12 protein-coding genes are annotated in these 15,335 nt (G+C 71.6%); 5 read left to right on the top strand and 7 right to left on the bottom strand.

Annotated features, from left to right (window positions below; all coding sequences use genetic code 11):
* Positions 1–44: 44 nt before the first annotated feature.
* The gene (locus AB0I66_RS34400) at positions 45–1,043 is read right to left on the bottom strand and encodes an iron ABC transporter permease (protein WP_363211922.1); all 999 of its coding nucleotides are present in this window, start codon (positions 1,041–1,043) and stop codon (positions 45–47) included.
* A 117-nt stretch (positions 1,044–1,160) separates the two neighbouring features.
* On the opposite strand from AB0I66_RS34400, the gene AB0I66_RS34395 reads away from it, so the two are divergent.
* Positions 1,161–1,787 (top strand): haloacid dehalogenase-like hydrolase, encoded by a 627-nt coding sequence (locus AB0I66_RS34395; RefSeq protein WP_363211921.1) that lies wholly within the window; start codon positions 1,161–1,163, stop codon positions 1,785–1,787.
* On the opposite strand, the gene AB0I66_RS34390 is transcribed toward AB0I66_RS34395, so the two are convergent.
* Entirely contained in the window at positions 1,780–2,031 is a 252-nt protein-coding gene (locus AB0I66_RS34390) for a hypothetical protein (RefSeq protein WP_363211920.1), read from the bottom strand. The genes AB0I66_RS34395 and AB0I66_RS34390 overlap by 8 nt on opposite strands.
* 172 nt (positions 2,032–2,203) lie before the next feature.
* Between AB0I66_RS34390 and AB0I66_RS34385 the strand changes: the two genes are divergently transcribed.
* Positions 2,204–2,587: a cold-shock protein gene (locus tag AB0I66_RS34385; protein ID WP_055701393.1), complete on the top strand. Its 384-nt coding sequence runs from the start codon at positions 2,204–2,206 to the stop codon at positions 2,585–2,587.
* Positions 2,588–2,632: 45 nt separating this feature from the next.
* Here the strand turns inward: AB0I66_RS34385 and AB0I66_RS34380 are convergent, their stop codons facing one another.
* From AB0I66_RS34380 to AB0I66_RS34365, 4 genes are all read right to left on the bottom strand, one after another.
* Entirely contained in the window at positions 2,633–3,553 is a 921-nt protein-coding gene (locus AB0I66_RS34380) for a 1,4-dihydroxy-6-naphthoate synthase (RefSeq protein WP_363211919.1), read from the bottom strand.
* Positions 3,546–4,235, bottom strand: a complete 690-nt coding sequence (locus AB0I66_RS34375; protein ID WP_363211918.1) for a futalosine hydrolase — start codon at positions 4,233–4,235, stop codon at positions 3,546–3,548. The genes AB0I66_RS34380 and AB0I66_RS34375 overlap by 8 nt, the downstream gene beginning before the upstream one ends.
* A complete protein-coding gene (locus tag AB0I66_RS34370) occupies positions 4,205–4,714 on the bottom strand; it encodes a DUF2771 domain-containing protein (protein ID WP_363211917.1) in 510 nt (169 codons plus the stop codon). The genes AB0I66_RS34375 and AB0I66_RS34370 overlap by 31 nt, the downstream gene beginning before the upstream one ends.
* A 78-nt stretch (positions 4,715–4,792) precedes the next feature.
* The gene (locus AB0I66_RS34365; protein WP_363211982.1) at positions 4,793–6,157 is read right to left on the bottom strand and encodes an MFS transporter; all 1,365 of its coding nucleotides are present in this window, start codon (positions 6,155–6,157) and stop codon (positions 4,793–4,795) included.
* 373 nt (positions 6,158–6,530) lie between these two features.
* On the opposite strand from AB0I66_RS34365, the gene AB0I66_RS34360 reads away from it, so the two are divergent.
* From AB0I66_RS34360 to AB0I66_RS34350, 3 genes are all read left to right on the top strand, one after another.
* Entirely contained in the window at positions 6,531–7,469 is a 939-nt protein-coding gene (locus AB0I66_RS34360) for a DUF3027 domain-containing protein (protein WP_363211916.1), read from the top strand.
* 1,007 nt (positions 7,470–8,476) lie between these two features.
* Entirely contained in the window at positions 8,477–11,626 is a 3,150-nt protein-coding gene (locus AB0I66_RS34355; protein WP_363211915.1) for a molecular chaperone Hsp90, read from the top strand.
* 429 nt (positions 11,627–12,055) lie between these two features.
* Complete coding sequence (locus tag AB0I66_RS34350) at positions 12,056–12,898, top strand: calcium-binding protein (protein ID WP_363211914.1); 843 nt, start codon at positions 12,056–12,058, stop codon at positions 12,896–12,898.
* A 15-nt stretch (positions 12,899–12,913) separates the two neighbouring features.
* Here AB0I66_RS34350 and AB0I66_RS34345 read toward each other — a convergent pair whose 3' ends face one another.
* The gene (locus AB0I66_RS34345; protein WP_363211913.1) at positions 12,914–15,316 is read right to left on the bottom strand and encodes a cation-translocating P-type ATPase; all 2,403 of its coding nucleotides are present in this window, start codon (positions 15,314–15,316) and stop codon (positions 12,914–12,916) included.
* Positions 15,317–15,335: the final 19 nt, after the last annotated feature.

The following is a 15,335-nucleotide window of genomic DNA, read 5'->3' as shown; positions in this document are numbered from 1 at the left end:
CCGTTCCGCCGTGCGGAACGCCTGCCCACAACGGGGGGTTGTCTTCACGCAGCAACCGCCTTCCGACGCACCAGCGTCACCAGGAACGGCACCCCGATGAGCGCGGTCATCACCCCGGCAGGCACCTCACTCGGCGGAAAGACGATCCGCCCCACGGTGTCGGAGACGAGCAGCATGACGGGCCCGAGGACAGCGGCCATGGGCAGCACCCAGCGATGCCCACTGCCCACGATCGCGCGAGCGATGTGCGGGACGGCGAGCCCGATGAACGCGATGGGCCCGGCCGCCGCGACCCCCGCGCCGGTGAGCACGGTCGCCCCGAGCCCCCCGACGATCCGTACGGTCGCGACCTTCTGCCCGAGCCCCTTGGCCACGTCCTCCCCGAGGGCGAGCGCGTCGAGTCCCCGCGCGACGGACAGCACGAGCACGAGTCCCACAAGCAGGAACGGCCAGATCTGCCCGACGATCTCCGCGTCGCGCCCGGAGAGCGAACCCACCTGCCAGAAGCGGAATTCGTCGAGGGCCGAGGCCTTGGTGGTGAGGATCCCGGTCGTCACGGAGACCAACAGAGCATTGATCGCGGCGCCGCCGAGCGCGAGCTTCACCGGGGTCGCCCCGCCCCTTCCGCTTGCGGCGATCGCGTACACCGCGACAGACGCGATGCCCGCGCCGACGAAGGCGTACCAGACGTAGCCGGTCAGGGTGTGCACGCCCGCGAACGCGATCGCCATGACCACGCCCACCGAGGCGCCCTGGCTGACGCCGAGGATGCCGGGGTCGGCGATGGGGTTGCGGGTGATGCCCTGAAGGACCGTGCCGGCCAGGGCGAGCGCGGCGCCGACCATCAGGCCGATGAGCGTGCGCGGCACCCGCATCTCGCGGATGACGTCGGCGGCGTCGCTGTGCCCGCCGTGCAGCAGGGCGTCGAGCACGGCGGACGGCGCGATGGCGCGGGCGCCGACGGAGAGGCTGAGCAGGACCGCGAGCAGCAGGGCCACGACGGCTGCCGTCATCGCGACGGCGCGTCGGGCTGGCACACGCATCGGCTGCGCTCGATTCGGGTCGGTGGGACTGAGCGGGGAACTTCGGTAAGGCTCGGCTAAGCGTAAGGCCCTCATGGCGCAGGTCATCCGGCCCGCGGGCCTCTGCACAATGGCTTCATGACCTCACGCGCTCTGACGGTCGGCTTCGACCTCGACATGACCCTGATCGACTCCCGCCCCGGCATCAGGAAGGCTTTCCATGCCCTGTCCGTCGAGACCGGGACACACATAGACGCCGATCTCGCCGTCACCCGGCTCGGCCCGCCCCTGGAGCTGGAACTGGGCAACTGGTTCCCGGCCGAGCAGATCGAGGCGATGGCCGACCGCTACCGTGAGATCTATCCCACATACGCCATCGCCCCCTCGCTCGCGATGCCCGGCGCCCGTGAGGCGGTGGCGGCCGTGCGCGCCCACGGCGGCCGGGCGATCGTGGTGACCGCCAAGCACGAGCCGAACGCGAAGCTCCACCTGGCGCACCTGGGCATCGAGGCCGACGCGGTGATCGGCTGGCTGTGGGCCGAGGCGAAGGCGGAGGCGCTGCGCGAGCACGACGCGGCGGTGTACGTCGGTGACCACACCGGTGATGTACGCGGCGCGCGTACGGCGGGCGCGCTCTCCGTCGCGGTGGCCACCGGGCCGTGCGACGCAGCGGAACTGCGCGCGGCGGGCGCGGACATCGTGCTCGGCGACCTGACGGGGTTCCCGGCCTGGCTCGACTCCTACGTCGCGGGAACCGTCAAGTAGTCGCGGATTTCGCCTGTCGGCGCTGCACGGCGATCCCGCGCAGCACTCCCGCCACGGCGACGAGGAATCCGACGCCCATCAGCATGCACACCGCGTACGCGATGGACGGGAAGGGTTCGGTGCCGAGGAACAGTGGGGCCACGGTGACCAGAGTGGCCAGGGCTCCGACGAAGAAGACGATCGCTCCGGCACGGACCAGGCCATCGCCCGGTCCGGCGGAATTCGCTTGGGTTTTGTCACGCACCCCACCAGGGTAGTTCCCAGCGCGAAGGAAGAATCCGGGGACGTCTTGTCACCGGCCCCCGGACCAATAGTCTTGGTGCTGGCGGGTCGGGCGACCCGCTGTAGTGCTATCCAGAGCCGTTTTCCGCGGCATAGACGCGTTCGACGACAAAGTACGAGGACGAGGACTTCAGGTGCCTACCGGCAAGGTCAAGTGGTTCAACAGCGAGAAGGGCTTCGGCTTTCTCTCCCGCGATGACGGCGGCGACGTCTTCGTGCACTCCTCCGTACTGCCCGCAGGTGTCGACACACTCAAGCCCGGCCAGCGCGTCGAGTTCGGCGTCGTCGCCGGTCAGCGCGGTGACCAGGCCCTGTCGGTGACGATCCTCGACCCGACGCCGTCCGTCGCGGCCGCGCAGCGGCGCAAACCGGACGAACTGGCGTCCATCGTCCAGGACTTGACGACGCTCCTGGAGAACATCACGCCGATGCTGGAGAAGGGCCGCTACCCCGACAAGGCGTCGGGCGCGAAGATCGCCGGCTTGCTGCGTGCGGTGGCGGACCAGCTGGACGTCTAGGCAGCGGGCTCAGCAGCTGGCGCAGCAGCGGGCTCAGCCGCAGCGTCAGGGGAACGTGAGCGCGTCCGGCGCGAGGGGCGGTACGAGCCCCTCCGCCGCGGCGCGCGTCAGGAGTCCGCGGATCGCCGAGTGACCGTTCTCGCCCAGATCGGCCGTGAACTCGTTCACGTACAGGCCGATGTGCTGGTCGGCGACGGCCGGATCCATCTCCTGGGCGTGCTCCTGCACGTACGGGCGTGAGGCCTCGGGGTCGTCCCAGGCCATCCGCACCGAGGTGCGGACGCTGTCCGCGAGCCGGCGCAGACGCTCGGCGCCCAGCGACCGCTTGGCGATGATCGCGCCCAGCGGGATGGGCAGCCCCGTCGTCCGCTCCCAGTGCTCGCCCATGTCGGCAAGGCAGTTGAGCCCGTAGTTCTGATACGTGAAGCGCGCCTCGTGGATGACGAGCCCGGCGTCGACCTTGCCGTCCCGCACCGCGGGCATGATCTGGTCGAAGGGCAGCACGACGATCTCACCCACGCCGTCGGCCAGGGTGTCCGCGGCCCAGAGCCGGAACAGCAGGTACGCCGTCGACCGCTCGCTCGGCACCGCGACGGTCTTGCCGGTGAGGTCGACCCCGGCCTCCCGGGTCAGGACCAGCGGCCCACAGCCCCGCCCGAGGGCGCCGCCGCAGGGCAGCAGCGCGTACTCGTCGAGGACGTAGGGCAGCACGGCGTACGACACCTTCAGGATGTCGAGCTCGCCGCGCTCGGCCATGCCGTTGGTGATGTCGATGTCGGCGAAGGTGACATCGAGTGCGGGCGCGCCGGGCACCCGGCCGTGCGCCCAGGCATCGAAGACGAACGTGTCGTTCGGACAGGGCGAGTAAGCGATCTGCAGGGTGTCCGCGGTCTCAGCGGTCTCAGCGGTCTCAGCGGTGTCCGTGGTGTTTGCGTCGTGTGCGTCCTGCGCGGGCGATTCAGTCATGCCGTTTCCAACTCTCCAGTACGGGCGCGAATTTCCCGAACGCCTCTCCCAGCGCGCCGAGCGCCTCGCCGATCCGCCAGGCCGCGCGGTCCCGTGGCCCGACGGCATTGGAGATCGCGCGTATCTCCAGGACGGGCAGCGCGTACGCGGCGGCCGCCTCGGCGACGCCGAAGCCCTCCATCGCCTCGGCGAGCGCCCGCGGGTGGCGGCGGCGCAGCTCGGCGGCGCGCTCGGCGGAGCCGGTCACGGTGGAGACGGTCAGGACGCTGCCGGTGAGACCGCCGCAGGCGGCGGCAAGATCCCGTACGAGGGACAGCGGCGGCGCGTGGGTGACGGCACCGAACCCGAGTTCGGTGACGGGCAGGAAGCCGTCGGGCGTCTCGGCACCCAGATCGGCCGCGGTGATCTCGTCGGCGAGGACGAGGGAGCCGAGCGGCGCGTCAGGAGCGAAGCCGCCGCCGATCCCGGCGGAGATCACCAGGTCGTACGGGGCGCGCGCGAGGGCGACCGCCGTGCGCGCGGCGGCTGCCGCGGGGCCGACACCGACGGCGACGGCGTCCATGTGAGGGGGCAGCCGGCCGGCCACCGCGTCCCGTTCGGCGGGGACGGCGGTGGCCACCAGGACGTGCGGGGCGGACGCCGAGGGAGGGGTCAGGAGTCCTTCTTGAGCTTGAACGACCACAGTCCGGTCGCCTTGGCCGTGGAGCCCTTGCCGCCTTCGAGCAGGCTGACGGTGGTGGAGTTCTTGCCGCCGCCGTACTGCTGGTTGAAGAAGACGCTGCCGGGGATGACGACGTAGGTCTTGTTGCTGGCCTCGGTGAGCGGCTGACCGTTCATCAGGAGCGTCCAGCCCTTGTCGGCGACCTCGGGGTCGACGCCGAAGCGGACCTTCTCGTCGGGGTCGACCTTGATGGACTCGACGTCCGTGTCCTTGAGGCAGTCCCGGAGCTGGGAGTCCGCGATCTCCTTGCCGTCGTTGTAGCAGGAGGCCTCGGAGTTCACCGAGTCGCTGCCGACCGTGACGGTGGCGAGCGGCGTCGGCTTGTCGCAGGCCGACAGGACGAGGAGTCCGGCGGAGACAGCGCCAATGGCGGCCACGGAACGGCGGCGACGCGCCGAGCCGTGAACGAGTGCGGCTCCGCCGCGGAGCAGGGAGGTCATGGGCGAAGGCTATCGGGCGCCCCGTGCCGTCCCGCCACGTGGGGGTCGCGGCGTGCCGCACCCGTCGATGTGGCGGGCTCACGCCACCCGTGGGCGGCGCTTCCCGCCGTGGCGGGCCGCCGAGAGCAGACCGCGCACCGTCGAGAACCAGCCGACGGCGACGATCGCGGCGGCCACCGAGAACCCCAGTGACCCGTTCAGCGGCAGGGCCATGCCGATTCCGCCGCCCACCACCCAGGAGACCTGGAGCAGGGTCTCCGAGCGGGCGAAGGCGGAGGTGCGCACTTCTTCCGGTACGTCCCGCTGGATCAGCGCGTCCAGGGAGAGCTTCGACATGGCCTGGGCGAAGCCCGCCACCGCGCCGAGACAGGCGACGCCCACCGCACCGAAGAACACCGCCGCGGTGACGGCCACGCCGAGGACGACGCCGACGACGGTCACGATGATGACCTCGGGCGCCCGCGATCTGAGGCCGGCGCCGACGGCGGTGCCGAGCGCGTTGCCGACCCCGGCCGCGACACCCACTATCCCCAGGGACACGGCGGCGCTCTGGCCGCCGAGCGGTTCCTCGCGCAGCAGGAAGGCGAGGAAGAAGATGAGGAAGCCGGACAGACACCGCAGTGCCGCGTTGGCGGTGAGCGCGTGCGTGACGCCGGGCCCGACCGTACGCAGCCCCAGGCGCCGCTTCTTGGACGTGTCCGACGCGGCCTCGGCGCGCGCATGCAGATGCAGATGTTCCTCGTCGGCCGCGAGCAGCGCCTTGTGCTCGCCCTTGGCCGAGTCGACCTTGGACGGCAGGGAGAGGGAGAGGAGCATGCCGACGACGAAAATCACGAAGGCGCCGTAGAGGGGCCAGCGTGGGCCGAGTGCCTGTAGCCCCGCGCCGATGGGAGCGGCGATACCGGTCGCGAGAAGCCCGCCCAGCGTGACCCTGGAATTGGCCTTGACCAGGGAAAAACCCTTGGGCAGTAGCCGTGGCACCACAGCACTTCGCACGACCCCGTACGCCTTGGAGGCGACCAGGACGCCGAGCGCGGCCGGATAGAGCTCCAGGCTCCCCGTGATCACCGCCTCGGACAGCAGCAGGGCGAGGAGGGCGCGGGCCAGCATCGCGGCGGCCATCGCGTACCGGCGGCCGTGCGGGAGGCGGTCCAGGAGCGGGCCGATGACGGGGGCGAGGAGGGTGAAGGGCGCCATGGTGATGGCGAGATAGAGGGCGACACGGCCGCGGGCCTCGTCCGTGGGCACGGAGAAGAAGACCGTTGAGGCGAGCGCGATGGTGATCATGACGTCGCCCGCGCCGTTCACGGCGTGCAGTTCGATGAGCTTGCCGAGGCCCGACTCGCCCGCGCCGTGCGCGTGCGTGGCCTTGCGGATGCCGCGGGCCGTGCCGGTGAAGGGCAGGTGCAGGGCGCGGCCGACCCAGCGGGCGGCCCGGTTCAGCACCGAGCTTCGTCCGCTGTATCCCTGGGACGACGACCTTGCGGTTGCCACCTCGTCATAGTGCCCCCTAAAGGCGCGCTGTACGGGTGGGCGGGCGGGAGAAACGCCGCGAAGCGGCGAAACGCTCTGCTCGGTGGGGAGGGCAGCCGCACGCCGGTGTAGGCCCAGGGGCCAGGAGAAGGTAGCGTGCGTAGCGCGCCTGCGGCGGTTGTTCTTGGCCGCGCGCCTCTCGGTCATCCCGCAGAATGGATGACGTAGGTGCGCCCGAGGACGTTCGGGCGCGGACGTCGACGCGGCCCTTTGGTCCGCTCCGTCCGCACCCCCGCGTATGGGTGGCGCACTCGTGAGACGGCGTAATGGAGAAGCGATACCTGTGAGCGCAGCGACAACGCGAAGCCGTACCCCGCGTACCCCGCGTACTCCCGACCGCCTGTGCGCCGAGGCGGTGGGACTGGCCCGTGACGCGGCCGAGGAGGCCGCCGCGCCCGGTGTGGTCGGTGAGCACGTCGAGGTCGTGGTCGAGGGCGACCGCGTGGTCACGCACCTGTTCGAGTGCAAGGAATTCGGCTACCGGGGCTGGCGCTGGGCCGTGACGGTGGCCCGCGCCTCGCGCGCCAAGGTCGTCACGCTCGACGAGACGGTGCTGCTTCCCGGGCCGGACGCCTTGCTGGCACCCGAGTGGGTGCCGTGGAGCGAGCGGCTGCGCCCCGGCGACATGGGCCCGGGCGACCTCCTCCCGACCGACGCCGAGGACCTGCGCCTGGAGCCCGGCTTCTCGGGCGAGGAGGAGCCGCCGCCGAACTCCGTGTTCTCGGAGGAGATGGCGGAGCTTGCCGACGCGGAGGACGCGGAGGTGACGGCGGGCTCGCCCGCCGAGCTGCCGGCGGCGCCGGCACGTGGCTCCATCGCGGCGCTCGCGGACGAGCTCGGCATGCGCCGGGCGCGTGTCCTTTCCCGGTACGGCCTGCATGCCGCGGCCGATCGCTGGGAGGAGTCGCACGGCGCGAAGACGGCGATGGCGCAGGCGGCGCCCGCGTCCTGCGTCAGCTGCGGCTTCCTTGCCCCGATCGGCGGATCGCTCGGGCAGGCGTTCGGGGTGTGCGCGAATGAGTTCGGTCCTGCGGACGGGCATGTGGTGTCGCTCGCGTACGGGTGCGGGGGGCATTCGGAGGCGGCCGTGATGCCTACGCCGTCGCGGCCGGCCGCGCCGGTCCTCGACGAGACCCGCGTGGACGTCCTGCCCCTGCGGCCGGCCCCCGACTCGGGGTCGGTGCCCTTGGAGGGGGCTACGGAGGACTTGGGCCACAGCTGAGATTGGGGTGGGGGCCTGCTGTCGGCCTGCGGACCCCCGACGCATTTCCAGGCCCGCGCTCCGCGCGGATGCCTCCCACCCACCCACCCGATCACCCCACGGCGCACGGGGCGGCGTAGGTGGGGCAGGGGCGTCGTGAGTCTGCGGCTCGCCACAACCCCATGCATGCCGCGCTGCGCGCGATTTTTTCCCACCCACCCACCCGATACCCCGTGGTGCGCACGGGGTGGCGTGGGAGAAATGTGCGTCTGCTGTCCGCCTGCGGGCCGGCGCAACTCCATGCCCGCGCTCCGCGCGGATATCTCCCACCCACCCACCCGATTGCCCCGCAGCACGAACCTGCACGTAGGAACCCTCGGCGACGCGGGGAGTCCCAACTCGCGGGCCGGTGGACACCTCTCCGCGCTACGCGCGGATCTCCCCCACCCACCCACCCGAGCACCCCGCAGGAACCCTTTATGGCGCGAGGAGTCCCGATTTGCGGGCCGGTGGCACCTTCCCGCGCTGCGCGCGGATTTTCCCCGCCCACCCGCCCGTGCACCCCGCAGCACCAACCTTCACGTAGGGGCCCTCGATGCCGGGCAATCGGGTGGGTGGGCGGGAAGCATCCGCGCGAAGCGCGGCATTGAGTCGTGGCGCCGAGCCGCAGGCTCAGGACACCTCTGCCCCACTACGGCACCCCTGCACCACAGGGCAATCGGGTGGGTGGGTGGGTGGGGAGATCCGCGCGGAGCGCGGCGTGGGGTGGTGTCGGCCCGCAGCAGCAGACGCACATTCCTCCCACGCCACCCCCGGCACACCACGGGGCAATCGGGTGGGTGGGTGGGGGAGATCTGCGCGGAGCGCGGGGAGGAGGCCGCCGGGCTGCAGGGCGGGGCTCCTTGCGCCACGGCTGGGGTGGGTGAGGGAAGAGGCCTTCGGCCAGGGGGAGTGGGATGCCCAGGGCCTGGGGAAACCGCAGGACGCGATACCGTTCGCCCCGCGAACCGAGCGAGGGAGACGACACCGTGAGCAAGACCGTGCGGCCGGCGGCCGAGGGCACAGACCCGTTCGGCACGGCACGGCTCCGCCGGGGAGTCCTCGACGCCTGGGCGGCGAGCCCGGCCCGCTTCCGGGAGGACGCGAACGCCGAGGAAGACCTCGCCCTCGGCGGCTACCGCGACCGCCTGATCGTGGAACTCGCCCAGAACGCCGCCGACGCCGCAGCCAGGGCCGGCGCCCCGGGACGACTCGCCCTCACCCTCCGGGACGGCGTACTCGCCGCCGCCAACAACGGCACCCCCCTCGACGCCACCGGCGTCGAATCCCTCTCCACCCTCCGCGCCTCCGCCAAGCGGGAGGAGCAGAACGAGGATCAGAACAACGGCGCCGTCGGGCGGTTCGGCGTCGGCTTCGCCGCCGTCCTCGCCGTATCCGACGAGCCCGCCGTCGTGGGACGTACCGGCGGAGTCCGCTGGTCCCTGGGCGAGGCACGCGAACTCGCCGCCGAAACCGCCCGCTTCAGCCCGGGCCTGGGGGACGAGATCCGTCGGCGCGACGGCCACGTACCCCTGCTGCGGCTGCCCTTCGCCGCCGAGGGGTCCGCCCCGGAGGGGTACGACACCGTCGTCATCCTGCCCCTGCGGGACGCCGCCGCCGAGGACCTCGTCCTGCGGCTGCTCGGCGATATCGACGACGCTCTCCTCCTTGCTCTCCCGGGGCTCGCGGAGGTGGTGGTCCAGGTCGGCGACCACACCCCCCGCACCCTCCGCCGCACCGCCGAGCCCGGCTACGTGGACGTATCCGACACCCGTGACGGCGACACCCGCTGGCGTACCGTCAGCCATCGGGGCGGCCTGGAGCAGGACCTCCTCGCCGACCGGCCCGTCGAGGAGCGGCTGCGACCCCACTGGTCCGTCACCTGGGCCGTCCCCACCGACCGCGAAGGCGCCCCGCAGGCCCCCCGCAGCGCCCCCGTCCTGCACGCGCCGACCCCGAGCGACGAGCCGCTCGGAGTGCCCGCGCTGCTCATCGCCTCGTTCCCGCTGGACACGACCCGGCGGCACGCGGCGCCCGGGCCCCTCACCGACTTCCTCGTGCAGCGGGCGGCCGACGCGTACGCCGAACTCCTCGCCGAATGGCGGCCCGTCGGGGAAGGCATCATCAGCCTCGTCCCCGGCCCGCTCGGCAAGAGCGAGCTCGACGGCGCCCTGCGCCAGGCCATCCTCGACCGGCTGCCCCGCACCGCCTTCCTGCCGCCCGCGGTGGAGGCCGTACCGCAGGAGGACCCCGACGTACCCGAGTGGCAGGTGCCCGTCGCGCTGCGGCCGCGGGACGCCGAGGTCGTGGAGGGCGCGGGCGCCGACACCGTACGCGTCCTCGCCGACGTCCTGCCCAGCCTCCTTCCCGCGGGACTCGAGCGGCGCGCCGAGCTGCGGACTCTCGGTGTCGCCCGGGTACCGCTGACCGAGGCGATCGACCGCCTCGCGGGCCTTGAGCGGGAGCCGGAGTGGTGGCACCGGCTGTACGACACCCTCGCTGGGGTGGACCCGGATCGGCTCACCGGACTTCCCGTCCCCCTTGCCGACGGCCGCACCACCATCGGTCCGCGCCAGGTCCTTCTGCCCGTCATCGGCGACGACAGCGACCCGGCCGCTCTCGTCCGCCTCGGCCTGAAGGTCGCGCACCCCGACGCCGTGCACCCTCTCCTGGAGAAGCTCGGCGCGCTGCCCGCCACGCCCCGCGCCGTCCTGACGACCCCGCAGGTCCGCGCCGCCGTCGCCGCCTCGCTCGACGACGACACGTGGGACGAGGACGCGCCGGACGCCGACGAGCTCGCGGACATCGTGCTCGCGCTCGTCCGTGACGCGAACCTCGCGCCCGGCGACGAGCCCTGGCTCGGGGCGCTCGCCCTCCCCGACGACGAGGACGGCGACCTCGCGTCCGCCGGTGAACTCGTCTTCCCCGGCAGCCCCTTCGCCCAGGTCATGCGCGAGGACGAACTCGCGACCGTGGACGCCGAGCTCGCCGAGCGCTGGGGCGAGCAGCCGCTCGCCGCGTGCGGGGTGCTGGCCACCTTCGCGCTCGTCCGCGCCACGGACGTCGTACTCGACCCCGATGAGCTCGACCCGCGCGAGGGTGACTTCGCCGAGCCCGACGACGCGGGGCTGCTCGACGCGGTCGACGTGTGGTGCGAGGACACGCTCGACCGGCTGCCGGAGACGCCGGTGCCGCCGGTCGCCACCGAGATCATCGCCGTACGGGATCTGGATCTGGTCGACGAGGAGTGCTGGCCGCAGGCCCTGGCGATGCTGTCGCGCCCGCCGCTGCGGGACGCGTTGACGCAGCCGCTGCGGGTCCTGCTGCCGGACGGCACGACGGAGAGCGTCCGTTCGTACACGGCGTGGTGGCTGCGCGGGAATCCCGTGCTCGGCGGGCGGCGTCCCGCCGGTCTGCGGGCGTCGGGCGGCGATCCGCTGCTCGAAGGGCTCTACGACGCGGCCGACGCGTCCGGCTTCGACGACGAGCAGGTGCTGCGGGCGCTCGGCGTCCGTACGTCGGTCGCCGCGCTCCTCGCGGAGCCGGGCGGCGCGGCCGAGCTGCTCGAACGGCTCGCGGACCCGGAGAGGACCGTTTCGGCGGCGCAGTTGCACGCGTTGTACGGGGCTCTGGCGGATCTGGACCCGGAGCAGGTGACGTTGCCGGACGAGGTGCGGGCCGTGGTGGACGGTGAGGTGGTGGTCGTCGACGTGGCGGACGCGGTTGTCGCCGACGCGCCTGATCTGTTGCCGCTGGCCGGGGGTGTGGCGTTGCTGCCGGTGGAGCCGCGCAGGGCGGGTGACTTGGCCGAGCTGTTCCAGGTGCGTCGGCTGAGTGAGACCTCGGCGGTGGAGCCTGTGGGGGAGGGGGCGGAGCATCCGGTGCCGGAGTCGGTACGTCTCCTGCTGGGGCCCGGGACTCCGGGAACGTACATCGAGCACGAGGAGCTGGTCGCGGGGGGTGTCGAGCTGGACTGGCGGCGGGTGCCGGACGGTACGGTCCACGCCGCCACGCTGGAGGGCGTGGCCGCGGGGCTCGCCTGGGCGGCGGGGCAGTGGCCGCGGCGCTTTGAGGTGGCGGCGTTGCTTGAGGATCCTTCGCGGACGGATGAGCTTGAGCGGGACCGCTGGTTCGACTGAGCGGTTCGCTGTCCGCGGGTGTGTGGGGGCTGGTCGCGCAGTTCCCCGCGCCCCTTGGAAACCGCCGGTTCGTCGTCGTCTGCGGGTGTGTGGGGGCTGGTCGCGCAGTTCCCCGCGCCCCTTGGAAACCGCCGGTTCGTCGTCGTCTGCGGGTGTGTGGGGGCTCGTCGCGCCGTTCCCCGCGCCCCTTAGGTACCGCCGGTTCGTCGCCTTCCGCGGGTGTGTGGGGGCTGGTCGCGCCGTTCCCCGCGCCCCTTTGGGGCTCGCGGAAGGCCGTAGTCCAGATCTCGGTCACTAAATCTTCACTTCTTGTACAACCACAGGGGCAGGTCGTGGGTCTGATCTTGCGAGTCAACAGACTCCTTGATCACCGGGCCCCGCGTGACAGCCCCCACGCACCGCGGAGCCCCTTCCCACCTGGGGAAACACATGCGCATCCGTGCCACCGTGGCCGTACTGACCGGCACCCTGGCTCTGTCCGCTCTCGTCGTGCCCGCCGCTCAGGCGGCCGACGAGCCGAACGCCCCGAAGCTCGCGCCCTTCGCCGCCAACGCCCCGGCCGACGAGGTCGACGGCGACACGAAGATCACGAAGGTCACCGTCAACGGTGGCAAGGACATCGTGGTCGGCACCTCCGAGAAGAAGAAGTTCAGCATCGCCGTCACCGCCACCGACCCCGAGGGCATCGCGGGCGGCAGTGCCTTCCTGTGGCACGGCACCGACTTCGAGAGCGAGGACGGCATCGACGGCGCCCTCATCCCGGACGACCTCGAGGGCAACTGCAAGGTCCTGAACGCGACCACCTCCACCTGCACGGTCAGCGTCATAGCCGACCCGAAGACCGACCTCTACAGCAACGTCCTTGCCGGCAAGTGGAAGGTCTGGGCGACCGCGGCCGGCAACGACGGCGACTCCATCTCCAAGGACTCGCTGAGCTCGGACGCCAACGTCCAGCGCAACTCCCGCCTCACCACCAACGCCTCCCCCGAGCCCGTCAAGAAGGGCAAGACCCTCACGGTCACCGGCGCCCTCACCCGCGCCAACTGGGACACCTTGAAGTACGCGGGCTACACCAAGCAGTCGGTGAAGCTCCAGTACAAGAAGAAGGGTGCGGCCTCCTACTCCACCCTGAAGACCATCACGTCCGACTCCAAGGGCAACCTGAAGACGACCGTGAAGGCCTCCGCGGACGGCTACTTCCGTTACGTCTTCGCCGGTACGTCCACGACCCCGGCCGTGACGTCGACCAGCGACTTCGTGGACGTCAACTAGCAAACACGCGGTAACTCACGCCGGAAAGCGGCGGCCGACCCAGCGGAAGATGACCTCGATGATCAGTGAGGCCACCGCCGCGATCGCGACCGCCGCCCACGGCATCGTCGTGCCGACCAGCTTCAGCTGGAAGAAGTCCTGGAGCCACGGCACGGTGAGCACCAGCAGGAAGCCGAGACCCATCGTGCCGATCAGGCCGAGCCGCCACCACGTGTAGGGGCGGGCGATGATCGCGAGGACCCACATGGCGATCAGGAACAGCGCCAGCGTGGCCGCGCTGGTCTCGGCTTCCCGCGCTCCCGCGCCCGCATAGTGGTGCCGGGCGAGGAGGTACGTGCAGAAGGTGGCGACGCCCGCGACGACCCCGCCCGGGATCGCGTACCGCATGACCCTTCGTACGAAGTGGGGCTTGGCCCGCTCCTTGTTGGGCGCCAGGGCCAGGAAGAAGGCCGGGACGCCGATCGTCAGGGTGGAGAGCAGGGTGAGGTGGCGTGGCAGGAACAAGTACTCCACCTGGGAGCAGACCACCAGCAGGGCGATGACCACCGAGTAGACCGTCTTCACCAGGAACAGCGTCGCTACCCGCGTGATGTTGCCGATGACGCGGCGGCCCTCCGCGACCACCGAGGGCAGCGTCGCGAAGCTGTTGTTCAGGAGCACGATCTGCGCGACCGCCCGTGTCGCCTCGGAGCCCGAGCCCATCGAGACGCCGATGTCGGCGTCCTTGAGGGCCAGGACGTCGTTCACGCCGTCGCCCGTCATGGCGACCGTGTGGCCGCGTGACTGGAGCGCGCCCACCATGTCCCGCTTCTGCTGCGGGGTGACCCGGCCGAAGACGGAGTTGGCGTCCAGGGCCTCGGCCATCTCGCCCTGGTCCGTGGGGAGTTTGCGGGCGTCCACGGTGTTCTCCGCGCCCGGCAGGCTCAGCTTCCCGGCGACCGCGCCCACGGAGACCGCGTTGTCGCCCGAGATGACCTTCGCGCTGACGTCCTGCTCCTCGAAGTACCGCAGGGTGTCGGCGGCGTCCGGGCGCAGCCGCTGCTCCAGGACGACCAGGGCGGTCGCGCGGGCCCCCGCGGCCACCTCAGGGTCGTCCAGGTCACCGGCGGCGCGGGCGAGCAGCAGTACGCGCAGGCCCTGTTGGTTGAGGTCCTCGATCTCGGCGAGGGACGGGTCGCCGTCGGGCAGCAGCACGTCCGGCGCGCCGAGGAGCCACGTCGAGTCGTCGCCGTCACCCTCGCTGAAGGAGGCGCCGCTGTACTTGCGGGCCGAGGAGAACGGCAGCGATTCCGTGCAGCGCCACTCCTCGCTGTCGGGGTAGGCGTCGATGATCGCCTGGAGCGAGGCGTTGGGCCGCGGGTCGGATTCCCCCAGGGCGCCGAGGACCTTCCGTACGTACGCCTCGTCCGTGCCGTTCAGCGGGCGCAGTTCGGTGACGTCCATGCCGCCCTCGGTGAGGGTGCCGGTCTTGTCGAGGCAGACCGTGTCGACGCGGGCCAGGCCCTCGATCGCGGGGAGTTCCTGCACGAGGCACTGCTTGCGGCCGAGCCGGATGACGCCGATCGCGAAGGCGACCGACGTGAGGAGCACGAGCCCCTCCGGGATCATGGGGACGATGCCGCCCACGGTGTAGGCGACGGACTCCTTGAAGTTGTCGTCCTTGACGACGAGCTGGCTGATGATGAGGCCGATCGAGGTCGGGACCATCAGCCACGTCACGTACTTGAGGATCGTGGAGATGCCGGTGCGCAGCTCGGAGTGGACGAGCGTGAACCGGCTCGCCTCCTCGGCGAGCTGCGCCGCGTACGCCTCGCGGCCGACCTTCGTGGCGGTGAACGCGCCGCCGCCCGCGACCACGAAGGAGCCCGACATCATCTTGTCGCCGGGCTTCTTGATGACGGGGTCGGCCTCACCGGTCAGGAGCGACTCGTCGATCTCCAGGCTCTCGGTCTCGACCGCCTCGCCGTCCACGACGATCTTGTCGCCCGGACCCAGCTCCACCAGGTCGCCGAGGACGATCTCGGAGGTGGAGATCTCGGACGCCGTGCCGTCGCGCCGCACGGTCGGTTTGGCCTCGCCGATGACCGCGAGGCCGTCCAGGGTCTTCTTGGCGCGCAGCTCCTGGATGATGCCGATGCCCGTGTTGGCGATGATCACGAAGCCGAAGAGGGAGTCCTGGATCGGCGCGACGAAGAGCATGATCACCCAGAGCACGCCGATGATCGCGTTGAAGCGGGTGAAGACGTTCGCCCGGATGATCTCGGTGGTGGACCGGGAGCTGCGGATGGGTACGTCGTTGACCTCGCCGCGTGCGACCCGCTCGGCGACCTCGGCGGCACTCAGACCCGTCGCGCGTCCGGTGGGCGGTGCCACCGGGTGGACCGGGTCGAGCTCGGCGCCCGCGTCGATATGCGTCATGGCATCGACGGTACGGGCG

It is taken from the genome of Streptomyces sp. NPDC050439, assembly GCF_040655335.1.
Lineage (GTDB): Bacteria > Actinomycetota > Actinomycetes > Streptomycetales > Streptomycetaceae > Streptomyces.
The sequence above is the reverse complement of the archived record's forward strand: the minus strand, read 5'-3'. Positions and strand labels throughout refer to the sequence as shown.

Coding starts and splice junctions, on each gene's coding strand:
- AB0I66_RS34400 (WP_363211922.1), bottom strand. CDS start 1,043: ATGCGTGTGCCAGCCCGACGCGCCGTCGCGATGACGGCAGCCGTCGTG.
- AB0I66_RS34395 (WP_363211921.1), top strand. CDS start 1,161: ATGACCTCACGCGCTCTGACGGTCGGCTTCGACCTCGACATGACCCTG.
- AB0I66_RS34380 (WP_363211919.1), bottom strand. CDS start 3,553: ATGACTGAATCGCCCGCGCAGGACGCACACGACGCAAACACCACGGAC.
- AB0I66_RS34370 (WP_363211917.1), bottom strand. CDS start 4,714: ATGACCTCCCTGCTCCGCGGCGGAGCCGCACTCGTTCACGGCTCGGCG.
- AB0I66_RS34350 (WP_363211914.1), top strand. CDS start 12,056: ATGCGCATCCGTGCCACCGTGGCCGTACTGACCGGCACCCTGGCTCTG.
- AB0I66_RS34345 (WP_363211913.1), bottom strand. CDS start 15,316: ATGACGCATATCGACGCGGGCGCCGAGCTCGACCCGGTCCACCCGGTG.